The organism is Streptomyces griseorubiginosus (genome assembly GCF_017614965.1).
GTDB classification, from domain to species: Bacteria; Actinomycetota; Actinomycetes; order Streptomycetales; family Streptomycetaceae; genus Streptomyces; species Streptomyces griseorubiginosus_B.
The window spans coordinates 1-21,062 of the sequence record NZ_WVUG01000032.1; the positions used below are offsets into that span (position 1 = coordinate 1).

At 70.8% G+C, this 21,062-nt stretch carries 20 protein-coding genes; 6 read left to right on the plus strand and 14 right to left on the minus strand.

Features of this window, described 5'->3' with window-relative positions; all coding sequences use genetic code 11:
- Window positions 1-409 (plus strand): DUF6069 family protein (locus tag GRC12_RS09195; protein ID WP_208778693.1); only part of this gene is annotated, 409 nt, incomplete at its 5' end.
- A 123-nt stretch (window positions 410-532) separates the two neighbouring features.
- Here the strand turns inward: GRC12_RS09195 and GRC12_RS09200 are convergent.
- Window positions 533-1,528 (minus strand): AraC family transcriptional regulator, encoded by a 996-nt coding sequence (locus GRC12_RS09200; protein ID WP_208778694.1) that lies wholly within the window; start codon window positions 1,526-1,528, stop codon window positions 533-535.
- Between the two features lie 190 nt (window positions 1,529-1,718).
- Here GRC12_RS09200 and GRC12_RS09205 point away from each other — a divergent pair, with 190 nt between their 5' ends.
- Both GRC12_RS09205 and GRC12_RS09210 read left to right on the plus strand, forming a co-directional pair.
- Window positions 1,719-2,600: a dioxygenase family protein gene (locus tag GRC12_RS09205; RefSeq protein WP_208778695.1), complete on the plus strand. Its 882-nt coding sequence runs from the start codon at window positions 1,719-1,721 to the stop codon at window positions 2,598-2,600.
- On the plus strand, window positions 2,597-3,670 hold the full coding sequence (locus GRC12_RS09210; protein ID WP_439959875.1) for a maleylacetate reductase: 1,074 nt from the start codon (window positions 2,597-2,599) through the stop codon (window positions 3,668-3,670). Before GRC12_RS09205 ends, GRC12_RS09210 begins: the two co-directional genes overlap by 4 nt.
- 271 nt (window positions 3,671-3,941) lie before the next feature.
- Here GRC12_RS09210 and GRC12_RS09215 read toward each other — a convergent pair whose 3' ends face one another.
- The 6 genes from GRC12_RS09215 to GRC12_RS09240 form a co-directional block, all read right to left on the minus strand.
- On the minus strand, window positions 3,942-4,517 hold the full coding sequence (locus tag GRC12_RS09215) for a flavin reductase family protein (RefSeq protein WP_208778696.1): 576 nt from the start codon (window positions 4,515-4,517) through the stop codon (window positions 3,942-3,944).
- A 65-nt stretch (window positions 4,518-4,582) separates the two neighbouring features.
- Window positions 4,583-5,806 carry an acyl-CoA dehydrogenase family protein gene (locus tag GRC12_RS09220; RefSeq protein ID WP_208778697.1) on the minus strand — a complete coding sequence of 408 codons (1,224 nt, stop codon included), beginning with the start codon at window positions 5,804-5,806 and terminating at the stop codon, window positions 4,583-4,585.
- Between the two features lie 262 nt (window positions 5,807-6,068).
- Window positions 6,069-7,496, minus strand: coding sequence for a PucR family transcriptional regulator (locus GRC12_RS09225; protein WP_208778698.1), 1,428 nt, complete (start codon window positions 7,494-7,496; stop codon window positions 6,069-6,071).
- A 328-nt stretch (window positions 7,497-7,824) separates the two neighbouring features.
- Window positions 7,825-9,267 (minus strand): MFS transporter, encoded by a 1,443-nt coding sequence (locus GRC12_RS09230; protein ID WP_208778699.1) that lies wholly within the window; start codon window positions 9,265-9,267, stop codon window positions 7,825-7,827.
- 92 nt (window positions 9,268-9,359) lie between these two features.
- Window positions 9,360-9,893: a TetR/AcrR family transcriptional regulator gene (locus tag GRC12_RS09235; protein ID WP_244372485.1), complete on the minus strand. Its 534-nt coding sequence runs from the start codon at window positions 9,891-9,893 to the stop codon at window positions 9,360-9,362.
- A gap of 122 nt (window positions 9,894-10,015) precedes the next feature.
- The gene (locus tag GRC12_RS09240; protein WP_208778728.1) at window positions 10,016-10,924 is read right to left on the minus strand and encodes a helix-turn-helix transcriptional regulator; all 909 of its coding nucleotides are present in this window, start codon (window positions 10,922-10,924) and stop codon (window positions 10,016-10,018) included.
- A 166-nt stretch (window positions 10,925-11,090) separates the two neighbouring features.
- Between GRC12_RS09240 and GRC12_RS09245 the strand changes: the two genes are divergently transcribed.
- The 3 genes from GRC12_RS09245 (at window position 11,091) to GRC12_RS09255 (ending at window position 13,870) form a co-directional block, all read left to right on the plus strand.
- The gene (locus tag GRC12_RS09245; protein ID WP_208778701.1) at window positions 11,091-11,852 is read left to right on the plus strand and encodes a nuclear transport factor 2 family protein; all 762 of its coding nucleotides are present in this window, start codon (window positions 11,091-11,093) and stop codon (window positions 11,850-11,852) included.
- 195 nt (window positions 11,853-12,047) lie between these two features.
- Entirely contained in the window at window positions 12,048-12,983 is a 936-nt protein-coding gene (locus GRC12_RS09250; protein ID WP_208778702.1) for a protein-ADP-ribose hydrolase, read from the plus strand.
- Window positions 12,980-13,870: an NAD-dependent protein deacetylase of SIR2 family gene (locus GRC12_RS09255; RefSeq protein WP_208778703.1), complete on the plus strand. Its 891-nt coding sequence runs from the start codon at window positions 12,980-12,982 to the stop codon at window positions 13,868-13,870. Before GRC12_RS09250 ends, GRC12_RS09255 begins: the two co-directional genes overlap by 4 nt.
- Before the next feature lie 18 nt (window positions 13,871-13,888).
- Here GRC12_RS09255 and GRC12_RS09260 read toward each other — a convergent pair whose 3' ends face one another.
- Genes GRC12_RS09260 through GRC12_RS09290 form a run of 7 tightly spaced genes read right to left on the minus strand, consistent with a single transcriptional unit; the run spans window position 13,889 to window position 21,023 of the window.
- Window positions 13,889-14,956: an acetamidase/formamidase family protein gene (locus tag GRC12_RS09260; RefSeq protein ID WP_208778704.1), complete on the minus strand. Its 1,068-nt coding sequence runs from the start codon at window positions 14,954-14,956 to the stop codon at window positions 13,889-13,891.
- The gene (locus tag GRC12_RS09265) at window positions 14,953-15,717 is read right to left on the minus strand and encodes a cysteine hydrolase family protein (RefSeq protein ID WP_208778705.1); all 765 of its coding nucleotides are present in this window, start codon (window positions 15,715-15,717) and stop codon (window positions 14,953-14,955) included. Before GRC12_RS09265 ends, GRC12_RS09260 begins: the two co-directional genes overlap by 4 nt.
- On the minus strand, window positions 15,710-17,239 hold the full coding sequence (locus GRC12_RS09270) for an amidase (protein WP_208778706.1): 1,530 nt from the start codon (window positions 17,237-17,239) through the stop codon (window positions 15,710-15,712). The genes GRC12_RS09265 and GRC12_RS09270 overlap by 8 nt, the downstream gene beginning before the upstream one ends.
- A 1-nt stretch (window position 17,240) precedes the next feature.
- The gene (locus GRC12_RS09275; protein ID WP_208778707.1) at window positions 17,241-17,672 is read right to left on the minus strand and encodes a cupin domain-containing protein; all 432 of its coding nucleotides are present in this window, start codon (window positions 17,670-17,672) and stop codon (window positions 17,241-17,243) included.
- Window positions 17,673-17,683: 11 nt separating this feature from the next.
- The gene (locus GRC12_RS09280) at window positions 17,684-18,469 is read right to left on the minus strand and encodes a creatininase family protein (RefSeq protein ID WP_208778708.1); all 786 of its coding nucleotides are present in this window, start codon (window positions 18,467-18,469) and stop codon (window positions 17,684-17,686) included.
- The gene (locus GRC12_RS09285; RefSeq protein ID WP_208778709.1) at window positions 18,466-19,851 is read right to left on the minus strand and encodes an FAD-binding oxidoreductase; all 1,386 of its coding nucleotides are present in this window, start codon (window positions 19,849-19,851) and stop codon (window positions 18,466-18,468) included. The genes GRC12_RS09280 and GRC12_RS09285 overlap by 4 nt, the downstream gene beginning before the upstream one ends.
- Complete coding sequence (locus GRC12_RS09290; protein ID WP_208778710.1) at window positions 19,851-21,023, minus strand: hypothetical protein; 1,173 nt, start codon at window positions 21,021-21,023, stop codon at window positions 19,851-19,853. Before GRC12_RS09290 ends, GRC12_RS09285 begins: the two co-directional genes overlap by 1 nt.
- Window positions 21,024-21,062 lie beyond the last annotated feature (39 nt).

Consider the following 21,062-nt stretch of genomic DNA (forward strand, 5'->3'; position numbering starts at 1 on the left):
CCCCAGCGGCCTCCTCGTCACCGGCGGCCTGATCGGCACCGCGGTCGTCGCCGTCGCCCTCAACGCCGTCGTCGCCGCGACGGCCCACGCCGCGGGCGCCTCGCACGATTTCCAGCCCCTGCAGCTGTCCGCCTTCGCGCCCCTCACCGTGTTCGGTGTGCTGATCGGCGCTGCCGCGTGGGCGGTCGTTCGCGCCCGTTCGGCGCGCCCCGCACGCCTGCTGCGCACCCTCGTGCCCGTCGTCGTGCTTCTCAGTCTGATCCCGGACATCATGGTCGGTGTCTCCGACAGCCAGGCCGGCACCAGTTGGGGCGCCGTCGTCGCCTTGATGGTCATGCACGTCGTGGTCGCCGCCGTCGCCGTCCCGGCGTTCCACCGACTTCTTCCGCTTCCTGCCACGCAGGAATGACGACCTGCGCCCGGAAAGGGCGCAGCTCTCACCTGGTCGTACGGCAGCCGGCAGACACCGTACGACCGTGGCCCGTGCGCCGTGTCTCGACAACGGTGCGCGGGCCCATCCCCGACCGGCCTCTCACCTCTCACCCCGGTCCTGGCCGCCGGCCCCGGCCAGGGTCTCGGAGGGCGCTACGCCGAAGCGACTGCGGTAGGCGGCGGAGAAACGGCTGAGGTGGGTGAAGCCCCACCGCCCGGCCGCCTCGGTGACTCCGGTGGCGCCCGTGAGGAGGTCGGTGTGAACGCGGTCCAGACGGACGTTGCGCAGATACGTCATCGGCGTCACGCCGAGGTGCTCCCTGAACCCTTCCTGGAGTCGGCGCGCGCTCACGCCCGCAGCCTGGGCCAGCTCCCCGAGGGTGAAGGGTGATTCGGGGTGGGCGTCGACGAGGTCGACAGCCTTTCGTACGGTCCGTGGGTAGGCGGGAGGCTGGGGCCGCAGCAGCTCCTCCGTGTAGTTGTGGGTCTGAGCCAGCAACAGGCCGCTGACGACAAGGCGCTCCAAGTGGTGCTGGACCGCGGGCCGGCCGATGAGCCCGTCGGTGCTGTCGGACTCGGCCAGCAGCAGGTCCAACGTGTTGCGCCAGCTGCGGCCGGGCGCGGACGAGAGGTCGAAGCCGAACGCGAAGTCCAACGGAGCCTGGATGGGGCGGCCCAGCAAAGCCTGGAGTTCGGCCTCGACGAGTCTCCGGTCGATCTTGATCCCCAGATGGCGGGCACCGGCACCGCAGCTCATCAGCCTGTGCTGGCGTGTCGGCGGGAAGACCATGGCATCACCGGCGGTGGCTACCAACTCCTGGTGTCCCGTTGTCGCTTCGATGGCTCCTCGCAGCACGACGTTGACGTGGTAGTGCGAGGGCGTCCGACCGGGATCGACGCGTGTGCGCTGGCCGAAGGTCATCAGGCCCATGGTGATGTGCTCGGTGCGCGCGCCACGCAACTCGCCGCCGGGGCCGTCGGCGCCCGACAGCGGGGTGACGTCCGCCGGGTAGAACAGCTCGTTGAGGCGTTCGCGGAAGTCGTCGAAGCCCGAATCACGGCACAGCACGTGGCTCGCCAAAGGTGCGCGGCCCATGCCGCCATTGTCCTCCCCGCCCAGCCCCCGCAACAAGGGGTGATCCACTGTGCCCATCGTGGGCCGTGCCCCCGGCCGGCCCGAACACGTCGCGCGATTCGGCTGTCGGTCGCGCTGCGCGGATATCGCCCTGGCCGACGCCTCCCTAGCGTTTCTCTCTGAACGCCCGCGCCAGCACTGGAGGTAGGTCATGTCCGGCACCGACGAGGCGGCGAAGGCCATCACGGCCGCCGCCGTGGACAGTTTCCGCGACACCCCGGACCCCCGGCTGCGTGAACTCCTCCAAGGGCTCGTCCGCCATCTGCACGGCTACGTCCGCGAGTTGCGCCCGACGATCCCGGAGTGGGAGTACGCCGTGGACTACCTCACCGCCGTCGGGCAGAAATGTGACCCCACCCGCCAGGAGTTCATCCTGCTCTCCGACGTGCTGGGGGTCTCCATGCTGGTGGAGACCCTGAACGAGCAGGGCGGCGGCACCGAGAGCACGGTCCTGGGGCCCTTCCACATGGTGGAGTCCCCCCAGCGCGGAAGCGGGGACAACATCGATCTGCTGGGCGGCGAAAGGCCCTGCGTCGTGTCGCTGCGGGTCACATCGGCGGACGGTACCCCTCTGACTGGCGCGAACGTCGACGTGTGGCAATGCACCGAGGACGGTTTCTACGACGTGCAGCAGCCCGACGTACAGCCGCCGGGCAACGGACGCGGTCTCTTCCGTACCGACGACGATGGGCGGGTGTGGTTCCGTACCGTGGTGCCGAGCCACTACCCCATTCCCACCGACGGTCCGGTGGGAGTGCTGCTCGACGCGACCGGGCGGCACCCGTACCGGCCGGCCCACATCCACTTCATCGTCGAGGCCGACGGACACCGGCCGCTGACGACGCACATCTTCGTCGCCGACGGCCCCTATCTGGACTCGGACGCCGTCTTCGCCGTCAAGGAGAGCCTCGTCGTCGACTTCGCGCAGGTCGACGACGCGCAGAAGGCCCGTCAGTACCGGGTCACCGCTCCGTTCCGGCTGGCCGAGGTCGACATCACCCTCGAGCCCGAGACGCCGCAGGACGCTCGGTGACCACCCCGACCGCCTTCACCTACCAGGCCCTCCCGATGCGCGTGGTGATGGGCATCGACGCCCTTGACCGGCTCGCGGACGAGATCGACCAGGCCGGACTCGAACGGGTCATGGTGCTGTGCTCGCTCGGCCGGCGGGAACTCGCCGAAGCCGTCGCCGCCCGTCTCGGCAGCCGAGCGGTGGCCCTGCACCCCCACGCCCGGATGCACGTGCCCGCCGAGTCGGCGGCCGAGGCCCAACGGCGCGCGAAGGAGGTGAACGCGGACGGCTGCGTCGCCGTCGGCGGCGGCTCGGCGATCGGCCTCGGGAAAGTCGTCGCCCTGAAGTACGGCCTGCCGGTCATCGCCGTACCGACGACCTACTCCGGGTCCGAGATGACCCCGGTATGGGGCCTGACCGAGGACGGCGTCAAACGTACCGGCAGGGATCCGCGCGCCCTGCCCGTGTCGGTGCTGTACGACCCCGCGCTCACCCTCGCCCTGCCGACGGCCGTCTCGGTGACCAGCGGCATGAACGCGATCGCGCACGCGGTGGAGGCCCTGTACGCCCCGGACGCCTCCCCCGTCATCGACCTGATGGCCGAGGAAGGCGTACGTGCGCTGGCCGCCGCGCTCCCCGACGTGGTCGCCGACGGCACCGACCTCGACGCCCGCGCCCGTGCCCAGTACGGCGCCTGGCTGTGCGGCGCCTGCCTCGGGTCCACCACCATGTCCCTGCACCACAAGCTCTGCCACTCCCTCGGCGGCACCCTCGACCTGCCGCACGCGCCCACCCACACCGTCGTACTCCCCCATGCGCTGGCCTACAACCAGGAAGCGGCGCCCAAGGCGGTGACCGCGCTCGGGCGCGCCCTCGGCACCTCGGCCGACCCCGCCACGCACCTGTGGGACCTCGCCGGCCGGCTGGGCGCACCGCGATCCCTGCGTGAACTCGGCATGGCCGAGAGCGACATCGACCGCATCGTCAAGGTCACGCTGGCCAACCCCTACGCCAACCCCCGCGAGGTCACCGCGGAAGGGCTCGGCCGGCTCCTCCACGCCGCCTGGTCCGGCCGGCCCCCCGCTTCCTGAGGGCACGTCCAGCCGGCGACGGACGCCCCCGCCACGCTCCCGCACACAGAGCGGTGACCCTGGCCGAAGTGAACCTGCCGGTCATGAACGAGCCGCACCACCTACGGTGGAGTTCTCCGCGGACACCCGGGCCGCGCAGATCGAGCAGGCGGTGACCTCCCTGAGATGGCGGCACCCGGCCCCCGACTGGATCACGGAGGCAACGGATGCCGCCCTGCCCCGCATCAGCAGCGTCGGTGTCGGGCCTGTGCGGCGACTTCGACCGCCTGGGTCACGTCAGCCTCGAGCGGTCGTCGAGCCGGTGCCAGGAGCGGGAGTGGTAGACGAGCGGGGCCGCCCCGGGTTCGGCGGCCTCCTCCGGCACGGACGCCGACACCGCGTGGACGACGAAGATGGAGGCCTCACCGGCCTCGATACGCGAGACCACCTTTCCTCGCACCCACGCGGGGGCTGCCGTGAAGACCGGTTCGCCGGTGGCCAGCCGCGTCCACGCACTCGTATCGGCGAAGCGGTCGACCCCGCTGGTGGCCCCGAGTCGCGCGAGCCAGAGCTGGTCGCTGCCCACCATGTGGATAACGGTGCTGTCGGCTTGCTGCAGGACCGAGCTGCTGGAGGCCCTCGAGGAGACGGAGAAGACGATCAGCGGTGGTTCGGCGCTGACGGAGGCCAGTGAGCTGACCGTGATCGCGACCGGCCGGCCGCCCGGGTCGGCGGTCACCACGGCGACGCCGGAGGGGTGCATACGGAACGCCGACCTGAAGGTCTCGGCCGGCAGGGACTCCGCCCGTTCCGCCGCGGTCAGGTGGATCGGGGGGTGAGCGGGCGGAGGCATGACGACTGCCGTCATGGTGGAGTTTCCTTTCGACGTGTCGAGTCGCGCCGTGGTGGCCCTCAGGGCCACGCGTGACGGATTCAGAGCGAACCGACCTCCGCCGTGTCACGGCCCACGAGGCTCTGGCCGTAGATCTCCCGGTTCAGCAGGGGGTTGTTCAGGCCGTGGCCGCTGGCGACGGTCAGATCCCGCCAGACGCGCTGGATCGGGTTGGACTGGGCGAAGCTGCTCGTGCCGACGATGTCGAGCAGGAGCGTGACTGCCTGACGGAAGTTGCGCGTGGCGATCTCTGAGTCGCCGCGGATGCGCGCCCGGGCAGCCGTGTCGAGGACCCGGCCCTCGCGGGCGGCGTCGTCCATCTCGTCGGCGGAGCGGAGCAGATGCATCCTGCCGGCATCGATCGCGACCCGCGCGTCGGCAAGGGCGAGGCGGTAGCTGGGGGCGTCCCGGCGGTCGGTGTAGGCCCAGTAGCTGATGGGCCGGCCCTTTTCGAGGTTCTCCGTCGTGAAGTCCCAGGCGGCCTCGGCCATGCCCAGCAGCGGACCGCACAGACCGAGACAGGCGAGAGAGTTCAGCGACGCCCGGTAGCTGGTCTCGTCCTCGTGCCAGACCGGGAAGACAGCCGTGCCCATGAACGTCTCCAGGTCCAGGGTGCACCGGTCCTCGACGAAGAGGTCCTCTGCCACGAGGGTGTTGCTGCCGGTCCCCGCCATCCCGACGACGTACCACGTGTCCTCGATCCGCATGTCGGCCAGCGGCATCAGCGCCCACCGCACCTCCGAGGGCCGGCCCTCCGCGTCGAGGACCAGGAACGCGTTCAGCGTCCACTGGGCCTGGTAGCAGCCCGAGGCAAAGCCCCACTTGCCGTTGATGCGGTAGCCACCGTCGACCTTCTCGGCGGAACCGCCGGGGGCGAACTGGCTGATCGCGACGTTGCGGGGGTCCGGCCCGTACACCAGTTCGCGTACATCGTCGGGGAAGAGCCCCATCCCGAACGCGGTGGTGTTGGCGATGAAGGCGACCCAGCCCGCGGAGGAGTCTCCCCGCGAGAGTTCGGCCGAGAGTTCGATGAGGGTGCGGACGTCTCCCCCGGCCCCGCCCGACTGGCGCGGTGTCAGGGCCTGGAACAGTCCGGACTCGCGCAGGGCCCGCTCCGTCTCCCCGGCGAGACGGCGGTTGCGCTCGCTTTCATCGGCATGCTCGCGCAGGAGCGGTCGCAGGTCGCGAGCGGTCCCCAGAAGGCGTTCGCGTACTTCGCTCTGCGTCTGCTGTCCGAACGTCGTGACGCCATCGAGAGTCGTCATGAGGCCTCCTTGCCTAGCCGGCTCACCTGGCGAAGCGGTGGCCGGTCGTGTCGTCCTGCCACCGATTGAAGTCCGCGTGCGACGCCCCTCCCTATGTCTGGGCGGCCAACCTTTCGACACCGGTTGCGCCCCAGGTCCAAAACGGCGGCCCGTATGCACCACCCGCGGGTCACCCGGCGCGAGAGAGGCCGATCAGTCCGGATCCCGGTGAACGACGAGGCCTGACGGCCGTGGCGCGCGCAGGATTTGTGACCAGTGCCCGTCAGTGGCCGGTCTCCCGCGGATCTGGCAGCAGCTCTGCCAGGCGCAGTGCCGCGTGCAGTTCGAGTTGGGAGTCCCTGACGGAGCGGCCGAGGAGCTCCTCGGCCCGCTTGACCCGGTAGATGACCGTGTTCTTCGCGACCTGCAGCTTCTTGGCAGCCTCCTGCGGACTGCCCTGGCAGTCGAGGTAGGTGAGCACGGTCTGGCGGAGGACGGAACCCGCATGCCCTCCCAGGGCTCCGAGCTCGTCCCGAACGAAGCGAGCGGCCTTGTCAGGGTCCGCGATCAGCAGCGACAGCAAGCGGACCTCGTCGTACCGGACGACACCCGCATACCCCATCGACTGCACGCCGAAAGCCCCCACTCGCGTCGCGTCGAGGGCTTCGTCGTGGGTGGTCCGGAAGCCGTCAACCCCTCGGTGCGGGGACGCCACACCCACGATCACGTCGGATCCGTCAGGCAGTTGCAGTTCTTCACGCGGTGGCCGCGCCCGGAATGCTCCCCACGCCCACGCCTCGGTCCTATCCACCGGCACCAGCAGCTGAGCGTTCGCACCGATGCCGCGCAGCAGGGACCGGGCCACGTGCTCCAGGTCGTCCACGGTATGTCTCGGCAAGGTCGCGGAATGCAGCACCAGCCCGATGTGATACGCGTTCGTCAGGGGGTAGGCCAGCTGTCGAGAAGCCGAGTCGACGGAGCCCTCTCCTGCGAGCAGCGCCAGAACCGTCTCGTACCTCGCGGCGGCAGTGCTTTTCATGAACCGCTCGTTCTCAGCGGCGTACGACTCGGCGGTGATGGTGGCGAACGCGTCCGCGAACTCGAAGAGCACGCGAGAGACGTGCTCCAGTGACGCTGCGAGTTCGGGAAGGGGTACCAGGGAGCGACAGCCGCCCATGAAGTGGTCGGCCAGCTGTGAGTGGATCCGGCGCTGATGGGTGAGGAGCAGGTCGAGAGGGACCCGGCGGCGAACCAGGTCCACGAGCTGTGCGTCCGCCTCAGGCGGGATGTGGGCCGGTGGATGGCCGTCGGTCTCGATGGCGAGGAGCGTCGTGATGATGATCGACTCGATGCTTGAACGCAAGACCTGCGGGCCTTGTGGGCCGGCACCGACCAGATCCGGAAAAGCGCTGCCGTGGACGATGTCGGCCGCCGCGGCGACAGCCCACGCGACCGGCTCCTCACCGACCTGGTCGATCGCACGGCGGGTCGTTTCCGGAGTGCTCGCGGGCTCCCCCGGGTCTACGGCCGGGCGCAACCGCCTCACCCACGCGCCGAGGTGCTCGCCCAACCCCGCCTCCCGTCTCGGCCCCTGCGACGATCCTGCGCCAGTCCGCGCGAGTCGGCTCGCCGGTGCTCGAATGAACATGAACATTGGACCACCTCGAGGGCCCGCGTGCAGCAGCCGATCCACCGCAATGGCCGCGGTCATCGAGCAGTTGGGCATCGAGCAGCCAGGCACCCGCGAAGCCTCGTGAGTGCCACGCCATCGGCGGCCCCTGCTCGGTACGACCGGCCGACCGGCCGCAGCCACGACATCGCTGTCGACAGGCGATCCGTGAGCGCGGTTTGGTCAGCCAGTCGGCGCCGCCCTCGACACCGTCCACGGTTCGGCGAGCCGGAGCGGCTGATTCCAGCCCTTCAGTGTCGGCAGGCAAATCCGGCGTCCTTGGCCGTGACGCCGGTCCGGTCGTGGCCGGTTGCCGGACGTCGCCGGTCGTCCTCGCGGGTGAGCGGGGGCGACCGGCGACGTCTTCGACTCAGGCAGAGATATCGGATTCCGTTCGCTTCCTCGTGCTGGTGGCGACGGGGGCGGTGATGTGGGCGGGGCGGCGCAGGGTGAGGGCGATCGCGACGCCGAGGAGGGTGAGGGCGGCGGCGGTGAATCCCGCCGCGCGCAGGCCGGGGACGAGATCCGGGCCGGTGGTGGTGTGGACGCCCGCGTTGGCGATGGCGACCAGGATCGCCAGGCCCACGGCGGAGCCGATCTGCTGGGTGGTCGAGGCCATGGCGGAGGCGATGCCCTGGTGGTGGGCGTCGACGCCGCTGGTGGCCGCGACGAACATCGCGGTCCAGGCGATGCCCTGGCCCAGGCTGAGCAGGATCACGCCTGGCAGCAGGATCGGGTAACCGCCGGTCGGGGACATTGCCGTGGCGAGGACCGCCATGCCGGCGCCACCGACCAGCAGGCCGGTGATGATCGTGGTACGGGGGCCGAGCTTGCCGAGCAGCCTTTCGCTCAGCTTGGTGCCGACCATGCCGACCAGTGCGGCGGGGATGAAGGCCAGACCGGTGGCCAGGGCGCCGTAGCCTCGGACGTTTTGCAGGTAGACGGTGAAGAAGTAGTACTGGGCGCCGAAGGTGCCCATGAAGACGAAGGTGATGCCCATCGCGGCGACCAGGCTGCGGTTGCGGAACAGGCGCAACGGCATCAACGGGTGGGCGGTGCGGGCCTCGACGAGCAGGAACACTCCGATGAACAGCGCGCCGCCGAACAGGGCGATGAGGGTCTCGGCGGAGGTCCAGCCTGCCTCGGGGCCCTGTACGACGCCGAAGACGAGCGCGGTGAAGCCGATGGTCGCGGTCAGCGCACCGGTCAGGTCGAAGCCGCGGCCGCGTTCGCGGGCAGCGTCGGCGGGGATGATGGCGAAGGCGGCCGCGGCGGCGCCCAGGGCGAGGGGGACGTTGACGTAGAAGACGGCTTCCCACCCGAGGTAGTTGGTCAGGAGTCCGCCCAGCAGGGAGCCGAGCGCCAGACCGACGGCGCCGGCGCCGCCCCAGATGGCGAGAGCCCGGTTGCGCTGGACGCCCTCGGTGAAGGTGGTGGCGATCAGGGAGAGCGTGGCGGGCAGTAGGAGCGCGCCACCCAGGCCCTGCACGGCACGTGCGGCCACCAGCAGTCCTGGGTCACCGGCGAGTCCGCCGGCCAGGGAGGCCAGGCCGTACAGGGAGAGGGCGGTGGTGAACATGCGGCGGTGGCCGAGGAGGTCGGCAGCCCGGCCGCCCAGCAGCAGGAAGCCTCCGAACGCTACGGCGTAGCCGCTGACGACCCACTGGAGGTTCTGGACGTCGAAGCCGACCTCGCGGCCGATCTCCGGAAGGGCGACGTAGACGATGTTGTAGTCGATGGCGCTGATGAACTGGGCGAACGCCAGCAGGGCCAATAGCAGCCCGGTACCGCGCCGCGGGGAGGGGGACGACATGAGGAGACTCAACCTCTCTTTTGTAAGCGGTTGACCGCTTACATAATGGGTGAAAGAAACGGGCCGCTCGGAAGCGGCCCAGTTGACGCGGTTCAGGCGCGCAGTGTGCGCGCCCAGGGAGCGTCGACGGAGGCGGCGTCGATCGCCACCATGACGTTGCTGAGCAGGCCGTCGGCGAAGTAGCGGCGGATCTGCTCGTCGGAGGCGCCGGAGACGGCGCGGACGTACTCGACCTGCTTGGCGTAGCAGGTGCGGACCGCCTCGCCGATGACCGGCTCACTCGCGCTGCACTCCGCGTGCTTGAGGATCATCAGCACGTCCCGGTCGGCGATGACCTCGCCGTACGATGCCGTCAGCGCCCGGAGGACCTCGTCCGGGTCGGTGCTCTGCACCGATGCGGCCGCTGCTGCGGCGCCCTCACGAAGGCGGTCGGAGCAGTAGTCGACCAGGGCGGCGAACAGCGTCTCCTTGTCCTTGAAGAGCCGGTACAGGTAGCCCTGCGAGATGCCGGCGGCCTTGGCCACGTCCATCGTCGAGGTCCCGTAGTATCCGCGCTCGGCGAATGTCTTGATCGCCGTGCGCATGACCGTGGCCCGGCGCTCCTCGGCGGTGGACCGCTGACGCATCCTGGTTTCCATGTAAGTAATTAACCACTCGCATAAGAGAGGTGTCAACCTCGCCGCTTCTCTGTGGTGCCCGCCGGGCGTCCCCGCGGGGTGCCCAGGATCCGGAGCCGAGGAATCCCTGTTCACTCAGCGTGCTGGAGCGGGGTGTGCCCGCGGACCGTGTCGCGGAAGGTGATCGGAGTCTGTCCGGTGCGTTGGTGAAAGTACTTGCTGAAGTGGGTCGCGCTGGAGAAGCCGAGGCGGTCGGCGATCCGGGCGGCCGTCTGATCGCTGTGCGCCAGGAGGCGCTTGGCTTCGAGGACGACGCGGCGGTCGATGAACTCCTTGGCGCCGAGTCCGGCGGAGGCGAGGGTGGCGCGCGAGAGGGTGCGGGCCGAGTAGCCCAGCGCGTCGGCGTAGTCCTCGACCCGGCGGGTACGGGCGAAGTCCCTTTCCACCGCGTCGCGGAAACGCAGGTAGGTGGCGTCGGGCTCGGGGGCTGGGCTGCCGATGGGTGCGGTGAGGTGGGCCAGGCGCAGGACGAGGACGGCCAGCAGGTGGCGCAGGGCGGCGGTGTGGAGTTCCAGGGGCAGGTCTCCGAGTGCGTGGAACTCGGCGGCCAGGTGGTCGACGGCCAGTCGCAGGGCCCGGGAGTCGTCGGAAAGGGGTCGGCGCAGGATCGGTGCGTGCGGGTCTTCCACGCGGGCTGCGGCGCTGGTGGCCGGATCGAGGAAGTCCTGGCGGAACAGAATCACCGTGCCCTCCGCATCGGTGAGGTCGCCCCACTGCTGAACCTGGCCGGGGCGAACCCACAGCCATGAGCCGGTTTCGAGGAAGTAGGGGGTGAAGTCGACCGTGTGCCGCAGGGTTCCTCCGGCGAGCGTGATCAGGTGATGGAAGTCCGGGCGCTGAGGGACCGTGAGCCGCTCGCCCGGTACGCGGTGGCAGAGGTCGGCGAGGGACAGCACCTCGACACCGGCGGGGGTGCCGACGGGCGGGGCGAAGAAGACTGTCGGGATTCCCCCGACGGCATCATGTCGGATTTTGACCATCATCAGTCGTCAGCGTATCCACTTCCGCGTGCTGCACAGCAATAGGTTTTCGGTGTCGGCACGTCCCACGTCCCACCCCGTGTCAGAAAACGGTAAGCGCGTAAGCGAGGAGCCGACTCCGTGGCGACGCATCCGTGCACAACCCGTCCCTGTGAGGAGATCCATCATGAGCAACAACAAGAACACCGTCCTCGCCGCAGCCGGAGAGCTGTTCGGCCACAAGGACCCGGGCGCGGTGGACCGCTGGGTCGCTGCCGGTTACGCACAGCACAGCGCGCTGGCCGCCGACGGCCCCGAGGCCCTGCGTCAGCTTGTCTCCGGCCTGCCGGACGGCTTCCGGTACGAGGGTGCCCGGGTCATCGCCGACGGCGAGCTGGTCGCCCTGCACGGGACGTATCACGGCTTCGGCCCCGAGCCGCTGGTCGCGTTCGACATCTTCCGCGTCGATGCCGACGGAAAGCTCGCCGAGCACTGGGACGCCCTGACCCCTCTGGTTCCGCAGACGGCGTCGGGCCGCTCGCAGACCGACGGCCCCTCCCAGGTCACCGCACCCGAGGAGACCGAGGCCAGCCGCGCCCTGGTCGCCGAGTTCGCGCAGAAGGTCCTGGTCGGCGCCGACTACTCGGTGCTCACCGACTACATCTCCACCGAGACCTACCACCAGCACAACCCGGAGGCCGCTGACGGGCTCGACGGCTTCGGCGCCGCAGCCGCGAAGTGGGCGGAACAGGGGAAGAACCTCGTCTACAAGACCGTCCACAAGGTCATCGCCGAGGGCGAGTTCGTGCTGCTCCAGTCCGAGGGCGAGTTCGGCGTCCCGGTGGCGTACTACGACCTCTTCCGCGTCCAGGGCGGCAAGATCGTCGAGCACTGGGACGTCATCACCCCGATCCCGGCCCAACTGCCCCACGACAACGGTCTGTTCTGAGGCCGACCGCACCGGCGACGCAAGACGCGCCGAGTGGCCTGACACACGCCGACGTGGCGCACGACCCGTTCACGCCCGGCTGAGCCGAAGCCCGGCATGAGTCCATCGCCCATCACACGAAGCTCGACACGCCGCCGTGCTCCTGCCCGCCCCCGGGCGAGGCCACGGCGACGTGCGCCCGCCCGGAGGTTCACCGTGTACGCCACCCCGCTGCCGCTCGCCGCCTACAGGGCCGCCATTGCTCTCGACGAGCCATTCCGGTCCGACGTCGGTCACGCCCCAGGGGATCGGCACGCCGATCTGGTCCGCGAGGCACTCGCCCTGCTGGGCCACGACCCGGTTGCCGTGCGGGCCGGGTGGCGCCCCGGTGCAGCCGACCGGCTCGACGACGCGGCCGCCCGCCAACTCCTGCGCGCCGTGCTGACAGTGCGGGAACCGGGCCCGCTGCCCACCCGGACCGCCCGGGTACTCGACGCGCTGCTCGCCGGCGAACGTCTGGCGCGCGACACCGTGGACGCGACCTCCCTGCCCACACTCCGCGACACACTTCCCCACACCACATACCGGGCCGCCGACCGGACGGCACTGTGGCGGGGAGACATCACCACCCTCGGCGCGGACGCCATCGTGAACGCCGCCAACAGCGCCCTGCTCGGCTGCTTCACCCCGATGCACCCGTGCGTCGACAACGCCATCCACGCCGCCGCCGGCCCCCGCCTGCGTGCCGACTGCCACACCGTCATGTCCCTGCAAGCCCACCCGGAGCCGACCGGCACGGCCAAGATCACCCGGGGCTACCACCTGCCCGCCCGCTACGTCCTGCACACCGTCGGCCCGATCGTCGACGGTCCCGTACTCCCGCTCCACGAGCGGGCACTGGCGTCCGCGTACCGCGCGTGCCTCGACCTCGCCGCCGAGGTGGACGCCATACGCTGCGTCGCGTTCTGCGGCATCAGCACAGGTGTCTTCGGCTACCCCGGGACACCGGCCGCCCGCATCGCCCTGAACTCCGTGGCCGACTGGCTCGACGCGCACCCGGAACGGTTCGACCGCGTGATCTTCAACGTGTACACGGATCACGACCTCGCCGCCTACCACCAAGCCCTGACCGAAGGACCGAGTCCCCGATGAACGACCCCGCCTTCGAGTTGGCAACCACCGCCGACACGATACGCACCTGGCTCACCGAGGCCGACCGTGTCCTGATCACCGCCGGGGCCGGGCTCAGCGCCGCCGCCGGATACGACTACGGAGACGAGGACCGCTTCAAGGAGCTCTTCCCTGCCCTGCACCGCCTGGGCCTGCGCTCCCGCTACCTCGTCGGCGTCCCGCTGCCGCCCGCCCTGCTGTGGGGATACTGGGCCGTCCACATCGACGACATCCGCTTCTCCTCGGGCCCCAACCCGCTCTACCGGCGTCTGCGCTCCCTCGTCGGCGACAAGGAACACTGGGTGATGACGTCCAACGTGGATGCCCTCTTCGCCCGGGGCGGCTTCGCCCCCGACCGGATCTTCACACCGCAGGGCGACTACGGCCGATACCAGTGCGCCACTCCCTGCACCTCCACCACCTGGGACAGCCGCCCCCTCGTCGCGCGGCTCCTCGCCGCATACGACCCGGCCACCGGTGCCATAGCGGACCCGAGCGCCCTTCCCCGCTGTCCGAACTGCGGCCGGGATGTCGAGATCAACGTCCGTGTCGGGCCCGAGTTCGTCGACGCCCCCTACCTCGCGGCGGGCCGTGCCCTCCGGCACTGGCTGGGAGCAGCGTCCGCCGACACCCGCCTGGTCGTCCTGGAACTCGGCGCCGGGTTCAACACGCCTGGCGTGATCCGATGGCCCGGCGAACAACTGACCCGCCACTTCCCCAACGCACACCTCATACGCGTCAATCCCACCCGTCCCGAAACCCCTGCCGACCTCGTCGGCCGGACTCTGTCCGTCCCTGTCGGGGCCGAACGTCTGCTTGACGCACTCGCCTTGCCGCACCCGACAGCCGAGCCCACCCAGGCACCTTGACCCGGGTGAGCCGAGCCGTCAGCAGGTCAGGTCTGCCTTGGAGATGCGGCCGTGGACGCCTTTGACGATGTCGACCACCTGGGAGACGTGGAAGTCCGCGGCCGCGCTGAGGTAGGCCAGGCCGACGGGCCCGGGGATGCCGAACCGCTCCGTGAGCAGCGTGAGGGCGTCACGTACGGCGTTGCGCAGGGCCTCGTCGAGGTCGCGGTCGAGGCCGAGGACGATGTGCTCGGTCGCGGTCTCCGCGAAGGGGGCGCGCAGCCGGGCGGCCAGGGAGCGGGTGGCCTCGTCGCGGTGGACGGTGAGGCGGAGGGTGGCGCGCAACGGGGCTTCGAAGGCGGTGAGGGAGACTTCGCCGTCGCCTTGGGCGAAGTGGGGGTCGCCGGCGTAGAAGAGGGCGTCGGGGACCTGGACGGGCAGGAAGAGCCGGGCGCCGGTGCCGAGGTGGCGGACATCGATGTTCCCGCCGTGCGGGCCGGGTGGGACGGAGTGGACCGGGGACTCGGTGGCCGGGGCCACCCCCATGATCCCGAGGAACGGCCGCAGCGGGAAGGCGAGTTGGCGGCCGTCGCCGACCGGCAGCCGTCCCCTGCCGTCCTCGCCGACGGTCGCGACCAGGCTCGACGGCTCGCCCGGGGGTGTGAGCGGGTACTCGCCCGGGAGGGCTCCCTTGCCGTGCCGGTTGCTGATCACTCCGTAGGGCGCCCGACGGTGCAGGGTCAGCACCTCGACCTCCAGGACGTCGCCCGGCCGTGCGCCCTGGACCGCCACGGGTCCGGTGACGACATGCGGGCCGTGCAGTGACGGCTCGTGCTCGCGTGAGGAAGCTGCCAACTCCACGGCATCGTGTAGCAAACCGTCCTGGGGGATGCCGGCTTCGCCGAAGAATGCGGCCGGGTCGCGGCCCTGGTCCTCCAGGATGCCCTCGTGGCTGACGGTGTCGAAGGTGACGGTCTCGCCCGTCCGGACGGTCAGCGCCGGTTTTGCGGTGGCGTTGGGCAGCAGGCCCCAGTGCACCCGGGAGGGATCGGCGGGCAGGTAGTGGTCACCGTCGAGCGGGCCCAGCCCGGGCTGGAGGAGGTTCACTTCAGGGCCTCCTGGAGGGCGTGCGAGGTGAGGGTGAAGCCGAAGCACTGGCGGACGTTGTAGAGCGTGGCGTCCATGCAGTACGCGGGCGAGGTGGTGGCCACCGCGTCCTCCAGCAGGAGGATGTCGTAGCCGAGGTTCGCGGCGTCCATGAGGGTGGCCAGGACGCACTGGTCGGCGTTGACGCCGGCGAAGAGCAGGGTGTCGACCCGCAGATTGCGCAGCACGCTGTCCAGTTCGGTGTCCTGGAAGCCGCTCATCCGGTACTTGGCGACGTGGAGGTCGCCGTCCGCCGGCTCGAGCCCTTCGACGATCGCGGCCGAGGGGCTGCCCTGCTCCAGGACCCGGCCGCCCGGCAGCGGGGCCCCGATACCGCCACCGGTGCCGTCGGGGTCGTAGACGTGCAGGACGCCGGGCGGGAGGTTGGCCCGGTCGGGGCGGTTGCCCCAGTTGAGCCAGATCACGGGGACGTCGGCGGCGCGCAGGAGCGGCAGCAAGTCGGCGATGACGGGGATCGGGGCGCGGGCCGGGGTCACGTCGACGCCGATGGAGGCGAGCCAGCCGTCGGGCGAGCAGAAGTCGTTCTGCATGTCGACGACGATCAGCGCGGTGGCCGCGAGGTCGGTGGTCACGCTCTGCGGCAGCGCCTCGACGGTGACCGGGTGCGGGGCGCGGTGCGGGCGGGCCAGGGTGACCACTCCCCCGTCCACACGCCAGGCGTTGCGGGAGTTGGGCCCGATGAGACCGTGAACCTCAGACATGCGCGGGGCTCCTCCATTCGGTGATGAAGTCCAGCAGGGCACGGTCGCTGCCGCGGGCGCCCAGCGTGCACAGGCCCACGGGCAGGGAGCGCACCCGCAGCAGCGGGGCGACGACCGCCGGAAGGCCGGCCAGTGAGGCGAGGCAGGTCAGGCGCAGGGTGGCGGCGCGCACTGCCTCCAGGTCGGCGGGCGGTGCGTCGGTGAGCGGGGCGGGGCCGCTCGTGGCGGGCAGCAACAGGGCGGTGCCCGGCGGGATGACGGCGTCCAGCAGCTTCCGCGCGTCCGTCAACTCCTGTTCTGCCTGTGCGCGTTGGGCCGGGGTGACCCGGCGTCCGTTGTCGAAGCGCGCCGCCACGTCCGGGGCGAGCGCGTCCGGGTGCGCGGTGATCCAGGCACCGTGTCCCTCCCATGCCTCCGCCGCCTGCACGGTCCGGAAGGCGGCGAACCAGCCCTCCAATTGCTCGGAGATCCCGGTGGACGCACGGGTCACCGGCAGGGCCGACACACGGCGTGCCGCCTCGAAGGAGGACCGCACCTCGGGTTCGGCGAGGGCCACCATGTCGTTGTCGACCAGGAGTTGGGTCACTGGTGTGGAGGGCTCGTCGGTGGTCAGCAGCGCCTGGGCCGCGGTGCGCAGGAGGTGCGGATCGCGGGCCAGGAGGCCGGCGGTGTCGAAGGAGGGCGCAAGCGCCAGCAGGCCGCTGGTGGGTGTGGCCGCGTGCGTGGGCCGCCAGCCGTACAGGCCGCAGTAGGAGGCGGGGACGCGGATCGAGCCGGCGGTGTCGGTGGCCAGCCCCAGGTCGGCCCAGCCGCGGGCGACGGCGGCGGCCGGGCCGCTGCTGGAGCCGCCGGTGATCCGGCCGGGGGCGGCGGGGTTCACGGGGGTGCCGTAGTGCGCGTTGGTCCCGGCGAGGCTGAAGGCCAGTTCGTCGGTCTGGGCGATGCCGGTGAGTTCGGCGCCCGCGTCGAGTAGGCGTCGTACCGCGTCCGCGTGCGCCTCTTCGGTGCGGGCTTCGGCCAGCCAGGCCGGGTTTCCCGCACCGATGCGCTGTCCCGCCACGGCGAACAGGTCCTTCACGGCGGTGCGGACGTGTGCCAGCGGACCCTGGCCGCTCGACTCGACCAGCGGACCGGCCACGCGCCACACCGCCGGATCGGGGCGGTCGTCCGGCCGGGGTGCGGCTGCGGCGCTGACGTGCGCGGCGGCGATCCGCCACCCGGCGTCGGTGTGCTGCCACACCTGGGTCTGCAGCCCGCGCGTGCCGTCCTGCCGCCGGGTCTCGGCGGTGACGACCGCGACCCGCGGCGCCGGGCGCACGACGTGCACCCGCTCGACCACTCGTGCCGGGGCCCCGCCCCGCCCGCGCCGGAAGTCGGCGATCGCGGCGTGGCCCACCAAGACGGTGTCCCCTTCGGCGCGCAGGGTGTCCGGCGCGTCGAGGAACCAGCGGTCCAGGCCCGCCAGGTCGTTGGCCATCAGGGCCCGTTCGTACGCCCAGAAGGCGGCGAGAAGATCATCCATGTCACGATGTTCCCGCGCGCAGCACGGCGAGGTCCTGCTCATCCAGCGTGGCGGCGGGTCCGCTTTCGATGAGGTCGGCGAAGCCCTCGTCGGGGGACATGACCGTGACCGTGTAGAGGCGTTCGGTGGCGGACGTGTTGACGATGCGGTGCTTGGAGCCGGCGGGCAGGACCAGGACGTCGCCCGGAGCGAGGTCGCGCTCGTGCTCGTCGCTGGCGGCACGGCCGTGGCCGGCGAGGACCAGAAAGGTCTCGACCGACTCCGGGTGCCAGTTGAGGGGCTGGGCGCCACCGGGTTCCCACACCTCGAAGACGACCGTGGTGGGCGAGCCGTCCCGGGGGCCGGTGAGGACGGCGAGCTTGACGGTGTCGCCCGCGGTGATGTGGTGGGCGGTGATGTCGCGCAGGGGAGTGTGCAGCGGGGGGTTGGCCATGGCGGGTTTCCCTAGCGGGTGGTCGGGCGGTCGGGGCGGAAGCGGGCGCATTCGCGCAGGGCGGCGGCTGCCGCGGCGACGGAGGAGTCCACGAGTTTGCCGCCGAGTTCGGGCGTGGCCCCGGTGGGGTCGCCGATCACCCCGTCGGAGGTGGCGAAGTCGTCGCTGGTCCAGCCGAAGGAGACCGGCTTGCCGAAGCCGATGTGCTCGTACTCGGTGAGGTGTTCGGGGACGCTGCGGCGGGCTCGCGTCATGTCGACCAGGTCGGGGTGGAGGTGGAGCATGGCGGCGGTCTCCTTGATGCCGCCGTGCACGCCCATGCCCAGTTCGCCCGCCGGGGAGGTGCCGCCCTGATCGGCGGGGAGCGAGGCGTGCAGCAGGAAGGTGCGCAGGCCGTGCCGGGTGCGCAGTTCGCGCAGGGCGACGCCGAGCAGGGCGCTGTTGCCGCCGTGGGCGTTGAGGAAGGCGAGACGGCGGACGGGGCCCGCGGCCAGCGAGCGGCCGATGTCGTCGAGGACGGACAACAGGGTGCGGGCGGTGAGCCACAACGTGCCCGCGGACCAGGCGTGTTCGTCGGACTTGGTGTAGGCGAGTCCGGGCAGCAGCGTGATGTCGCAGCTCTCCCCCGCGAGCCGTGCGGCGCCTTCGGCGACGGCCTCGGCCATGTAGTAGTCGGTGGCCACGGGCAGATGGGGGCCGTGCTGTTCGATCGCGCCGACCGGCAGCACCGCGACGGTGTCCTCGCCGAAGCCCGCGATCTCCGGTCCGCTCAGGTCGATGAACCTGGTGAAGGTCATGCGCCCTCCTCCGAACCGGCGGGAATCTTGCCCGGGTTGAGCAGGCCGAGCGGATCGGCGGTACGCGCCGTGTCCCGGACGAGGTCGAGGCGGCGGTCGACGTACCAGTTGTGCGGGCTGTGCACGCCGACGCCCAGGTCATTCAGGGCGGCGATGCCGTCGTAGACGGTCGTCTCGTCCTGGTAGCGGGCCATGAGCATGCCGACCGTGCCGGAACGCATCCCCTCCAGGTGGAGCACGGTGTCGGGGAAGACCTGCTTGATCTCCGTGGTGTCACCGAGCAGGACGTCGCCGGCGATCTCCAGGTGGAACCAGCCGTCCTCGGCCTTCATCAGGTGGTAGGTGGGGTGGTTGAAGGACATGGAGCTGATCAGGGCGGGACCGTCCGGTGCGGGCCGGACCTCGCGGACCTCCCCGCCGTACGACGCGACGATCGCCCGTGCCGCGTGGACGGCGTCCTCCTCGATGATCGCGCGCAGGCTCAGGGCCGTGGGGTCGAGGGCGGGGTCGGGCTGGTAGACCCGCACGAGGCGGGCCTCGTCCAGCGACGCCAGGCGCGGTGCCGGTTCGAGGTGTACGAGTGCGGAGAGCGCGGCGGTGGCGGAGTGCCAGTCGGTGAGGGCGGCGAACAACCCCGTCCAGGTGCGGGCCGGTTGGAGGCGCACGGTGGCGGTGGTGATGATGCCGGTGGTGCCGTAGGCGTGGATGTAGGGCAGGGTGTCCGCGTCCCGGACGGTGAAGGGGGTGGCGTCGGCCGTGCAGGGCGCGACGGTCAACTCGGTGACGAAACCGTCGCTGTTGGTCTTGTGCACCAGGGAGCCGGTGCCGCCGCTGCCGCCGGAGAGGAAGCCGCCGAGCGTGGTGCCGAAGGTGGAGGGGAACATCCACAGCTCCTGGCCGAGCGTGCGGGCGTGGGCCTCCAGGTCGGACATCTTCGCCCCGGCCTCGGCGCGGATCCAGCCGTCGCCCGCGTCGAGGATGCGGCCGCAGCCGGTGAGGTCGAGCACGGCGCCGTCGGACAGCGGGATCGCCTGGCCGTAGTTGCCGGTGCCCTTGCCGCGGGGGGTGAGGGGGATGCGGTGGCGGTGGGCCAGGGCGAGGAGGCCGGGGATCTGTTCGTGCGCGGTGGGGCGCAGGACGACCTCGGCGTGGCCCGCGGGGAGTTTGGCCGAGAGGATGGGCGACATGTGGGCCCAGTCGCAGGAGGCCTTTTCCCGTGCGTCCGGGTCCCGGATCACCCCGTCGCCGCCGAGGAGTTCGGCGGCCTCGGCACAGAACTCCTCGATACCGGGGGTCGCCTGACGCTGCGTCGGATCGGGGGTGGCTGCCGCGCCTTCGTCGGCGACGAGTTCGGTGAGTGCGGTCAGGTTCGCGGTCGTCATCACTTCAGTCCGATCGAGGGGTCGATGAACTCGTCGGTCGCCAGATCGCGGGCCGTCAGCCCCGGCTTGACCTTGGCGCCGCTCTGCTCGACGAGGGGCGTGAAGGTCTTCAGGGCGGAGGCGACGCGCTTCATGTCGAAGCTGCCGAGGCTGCCGTCGGCCTCGTTGCCGAGGATGCCCAGCTTGACCATCTGCTTCGCGGCGAAGGTGCCGGTGCCCTCGGAGTAGACCCAGCCGGTGTTGTACTGCTGGACCAGGTCGCTGATGAGCTTGACGGTCGCCGAGGGCTTGGCCGCGAAATCGGCGGCCGACTGCTGCAGGACGGGGACGAGTTTCTTCAGGCAGGGGCTGAGCGAGGCCAGTTCGCCGCTGCGCACGGACAGGGACTCGGGGTAGACGTTGAAACCGACGTCGGAGAGCAGCTGGTACTTGATCGGCTTCTTCCAGGCCGCCACCTCGTGCTGGTAGATGTACGGCTCGGCGGTGGCGAAGCCCTGCTGTGCGATGCCGGGGTTGGCGACGAAGCGGGCGGGTGCGCCGTCGTAACTTCCGTCCAGCTGGCTCTTCTTGATCAGGCCCTTGGAGACCAGCAGCGAGGCGTAGGTGCTGCCGTTGACGTAGACGACCTTCTCGTTCGACTTGCCGATGTCGGCGATCGTCTTCCAGTCGGGGTGGGTGGCCGGGTCCCACATCAGGACCTGCGGGCTCTTCTTCATCAGTGCCGCGACGGCCGTGACCGGCTGCTTGACGGACGCCGAGATGGCCACGTCGGTGGTGACCGTGCCGAGGGTGATGCTCTTGTCGACGTACATCTGCGAGGGGACGCTCTGGTAGCCGATAGCGGAGCCGCCGGCCCTGACCTGGATGTCGACGCCGGTGTCCTTGCCGCCGATGACCAGCGGTCCGGTGACCCGCTTCTTATCGCTGTCGACGGTGTAGCCGGGGCCGACGAGGTTGTAGAGCGGGCCGTGTTCGGCCTCAGGCTCCCAGTCGACCTGGACGACGACCGTCTTGGGGCAGACGCCGGCCAGGCGCTGCGCGGCCGGGGCGGCCTGGATCTTGGTGGCGGAGCCGGTCGCGGCCGTGGAGCCGCCGCCGCAGGCGGTGGCGGATACCAGGATGATTGCGGAGGAAACGCCCGCGACGGCGACGCGTCTGGTGGAAGTGGGCATGGCTGAGCTCCCTGAGGGACGGGACGGGGGAAGGAGAGC

Coding starts and splice junctions, on each gene's coding strand:
- GRC12_RS09200 (WP_208778694.1), bottom strand. CDS start 1,528: ATGGGCCGCGCACCTTTGGCGAGCCACGTGCTGTGCCGTGATTCGGGC.
- GRC12_RS09225 (WP_208778698.1), bottom strand. CDS start 7,496: ATGACCGCGGCCATTGCGGTGGATCGGCTGCTGCACGCGGGCCCTCGA.
- GRC12_RS09215 (WP_208778696.1), bottom strand. CDS start 4,517: ATGACGGCAGTCGTCATGCCTCCGCCCGCTCACCCCCCGATCCACCTG.
- GRC12_RS09240 (WP_208778728.1), bottom strand. CDS start 10,924: ATGGTCAAAATCCGACATGATGCCGTCGGGGGAATCCCGACAGTCTTC.
- GRC12_RS09235 (WP_244372485.1), bottom strand. CDS start 9,893: ATGCGTCAGCGGTCCACCGCCGAGGAGCGCCGGGCCACGGTCATGCGC.
- GRC12_RS09230 (WP_208778699.1), bottom strand. CDS start 9,267: ATGTCGTCCCCCTCCCCGCGGCGCGGTACCGGGCTGCTATTGGCCCTG.
- GRC12_RS09285 (WP_208778709.1), bottom strand. CDS start 19,851: ATGACGACCGCGAACCTGACCGCACTCACCGAACTCGTCGCCGACGAA.
- GRC12_RS09270 (WP_208778706.1), bottom strand. CDS start 17,239: ATGGATGATCTTCTCGCCGCCTTCTGGGCGTACGAACGGGCCCTGATG.
- GRC12_RS09220 (WP_208778697.1), bottom strand. CDS start 5,806: ATGACGACTCTCGATGGCGTCACGACGTTCGGACAGCAGACGCAGAGC.
- GRC12_RS09205 (WP_208778695.1), top strand. CDS start 1,719: ATGTCCGGCACCGACGAGGCGGCGAAGGCCATCACGGCCGCCGCCGTG.
- GRC12_RS09245 (WP_208778701.1), top strand. CDS start 11,091: ATGAGCAACAACAAGAACACCGTCCTCGCCGCAGCCGGAGAGCTGTTC.
- GRC12_RS09290 (WP_208778710.1), bottom strand. CDS start 21,023: ATGCCCACTTCCACCAGACGCGTCGCCGTCGCGGGCGTTTCCTCCGCA.
- GRC12_RS09280 (WP_208778708.1), bottom strand. CDS start 18,469: ATGACCTTCACCAGGTTCATCGACCTGAGCGGACCGGAGATCGCGGGC.
- GRC12_RS09275 (WP_208778707.1), bottom strand. CDS start 17,672: ATGGCCAACCCCCCGCTGCACACTCCCCTGCGCGACATCACCGCCCAC.
- GRC12_RS09255 (WP_208778703.1), top strand. CDS start 12,980: ATGAACGACCCCGCCTTCGAGTTGGCAACCACCGCCGACACGATACGC.
- GRC12_RS09265 (WP_208778705.1), bottom strand. CDS start 15,717: ATGTCTGAGGTTCACGGTCTCATCGGGCCCAACTCCCGCAACGCCTGG.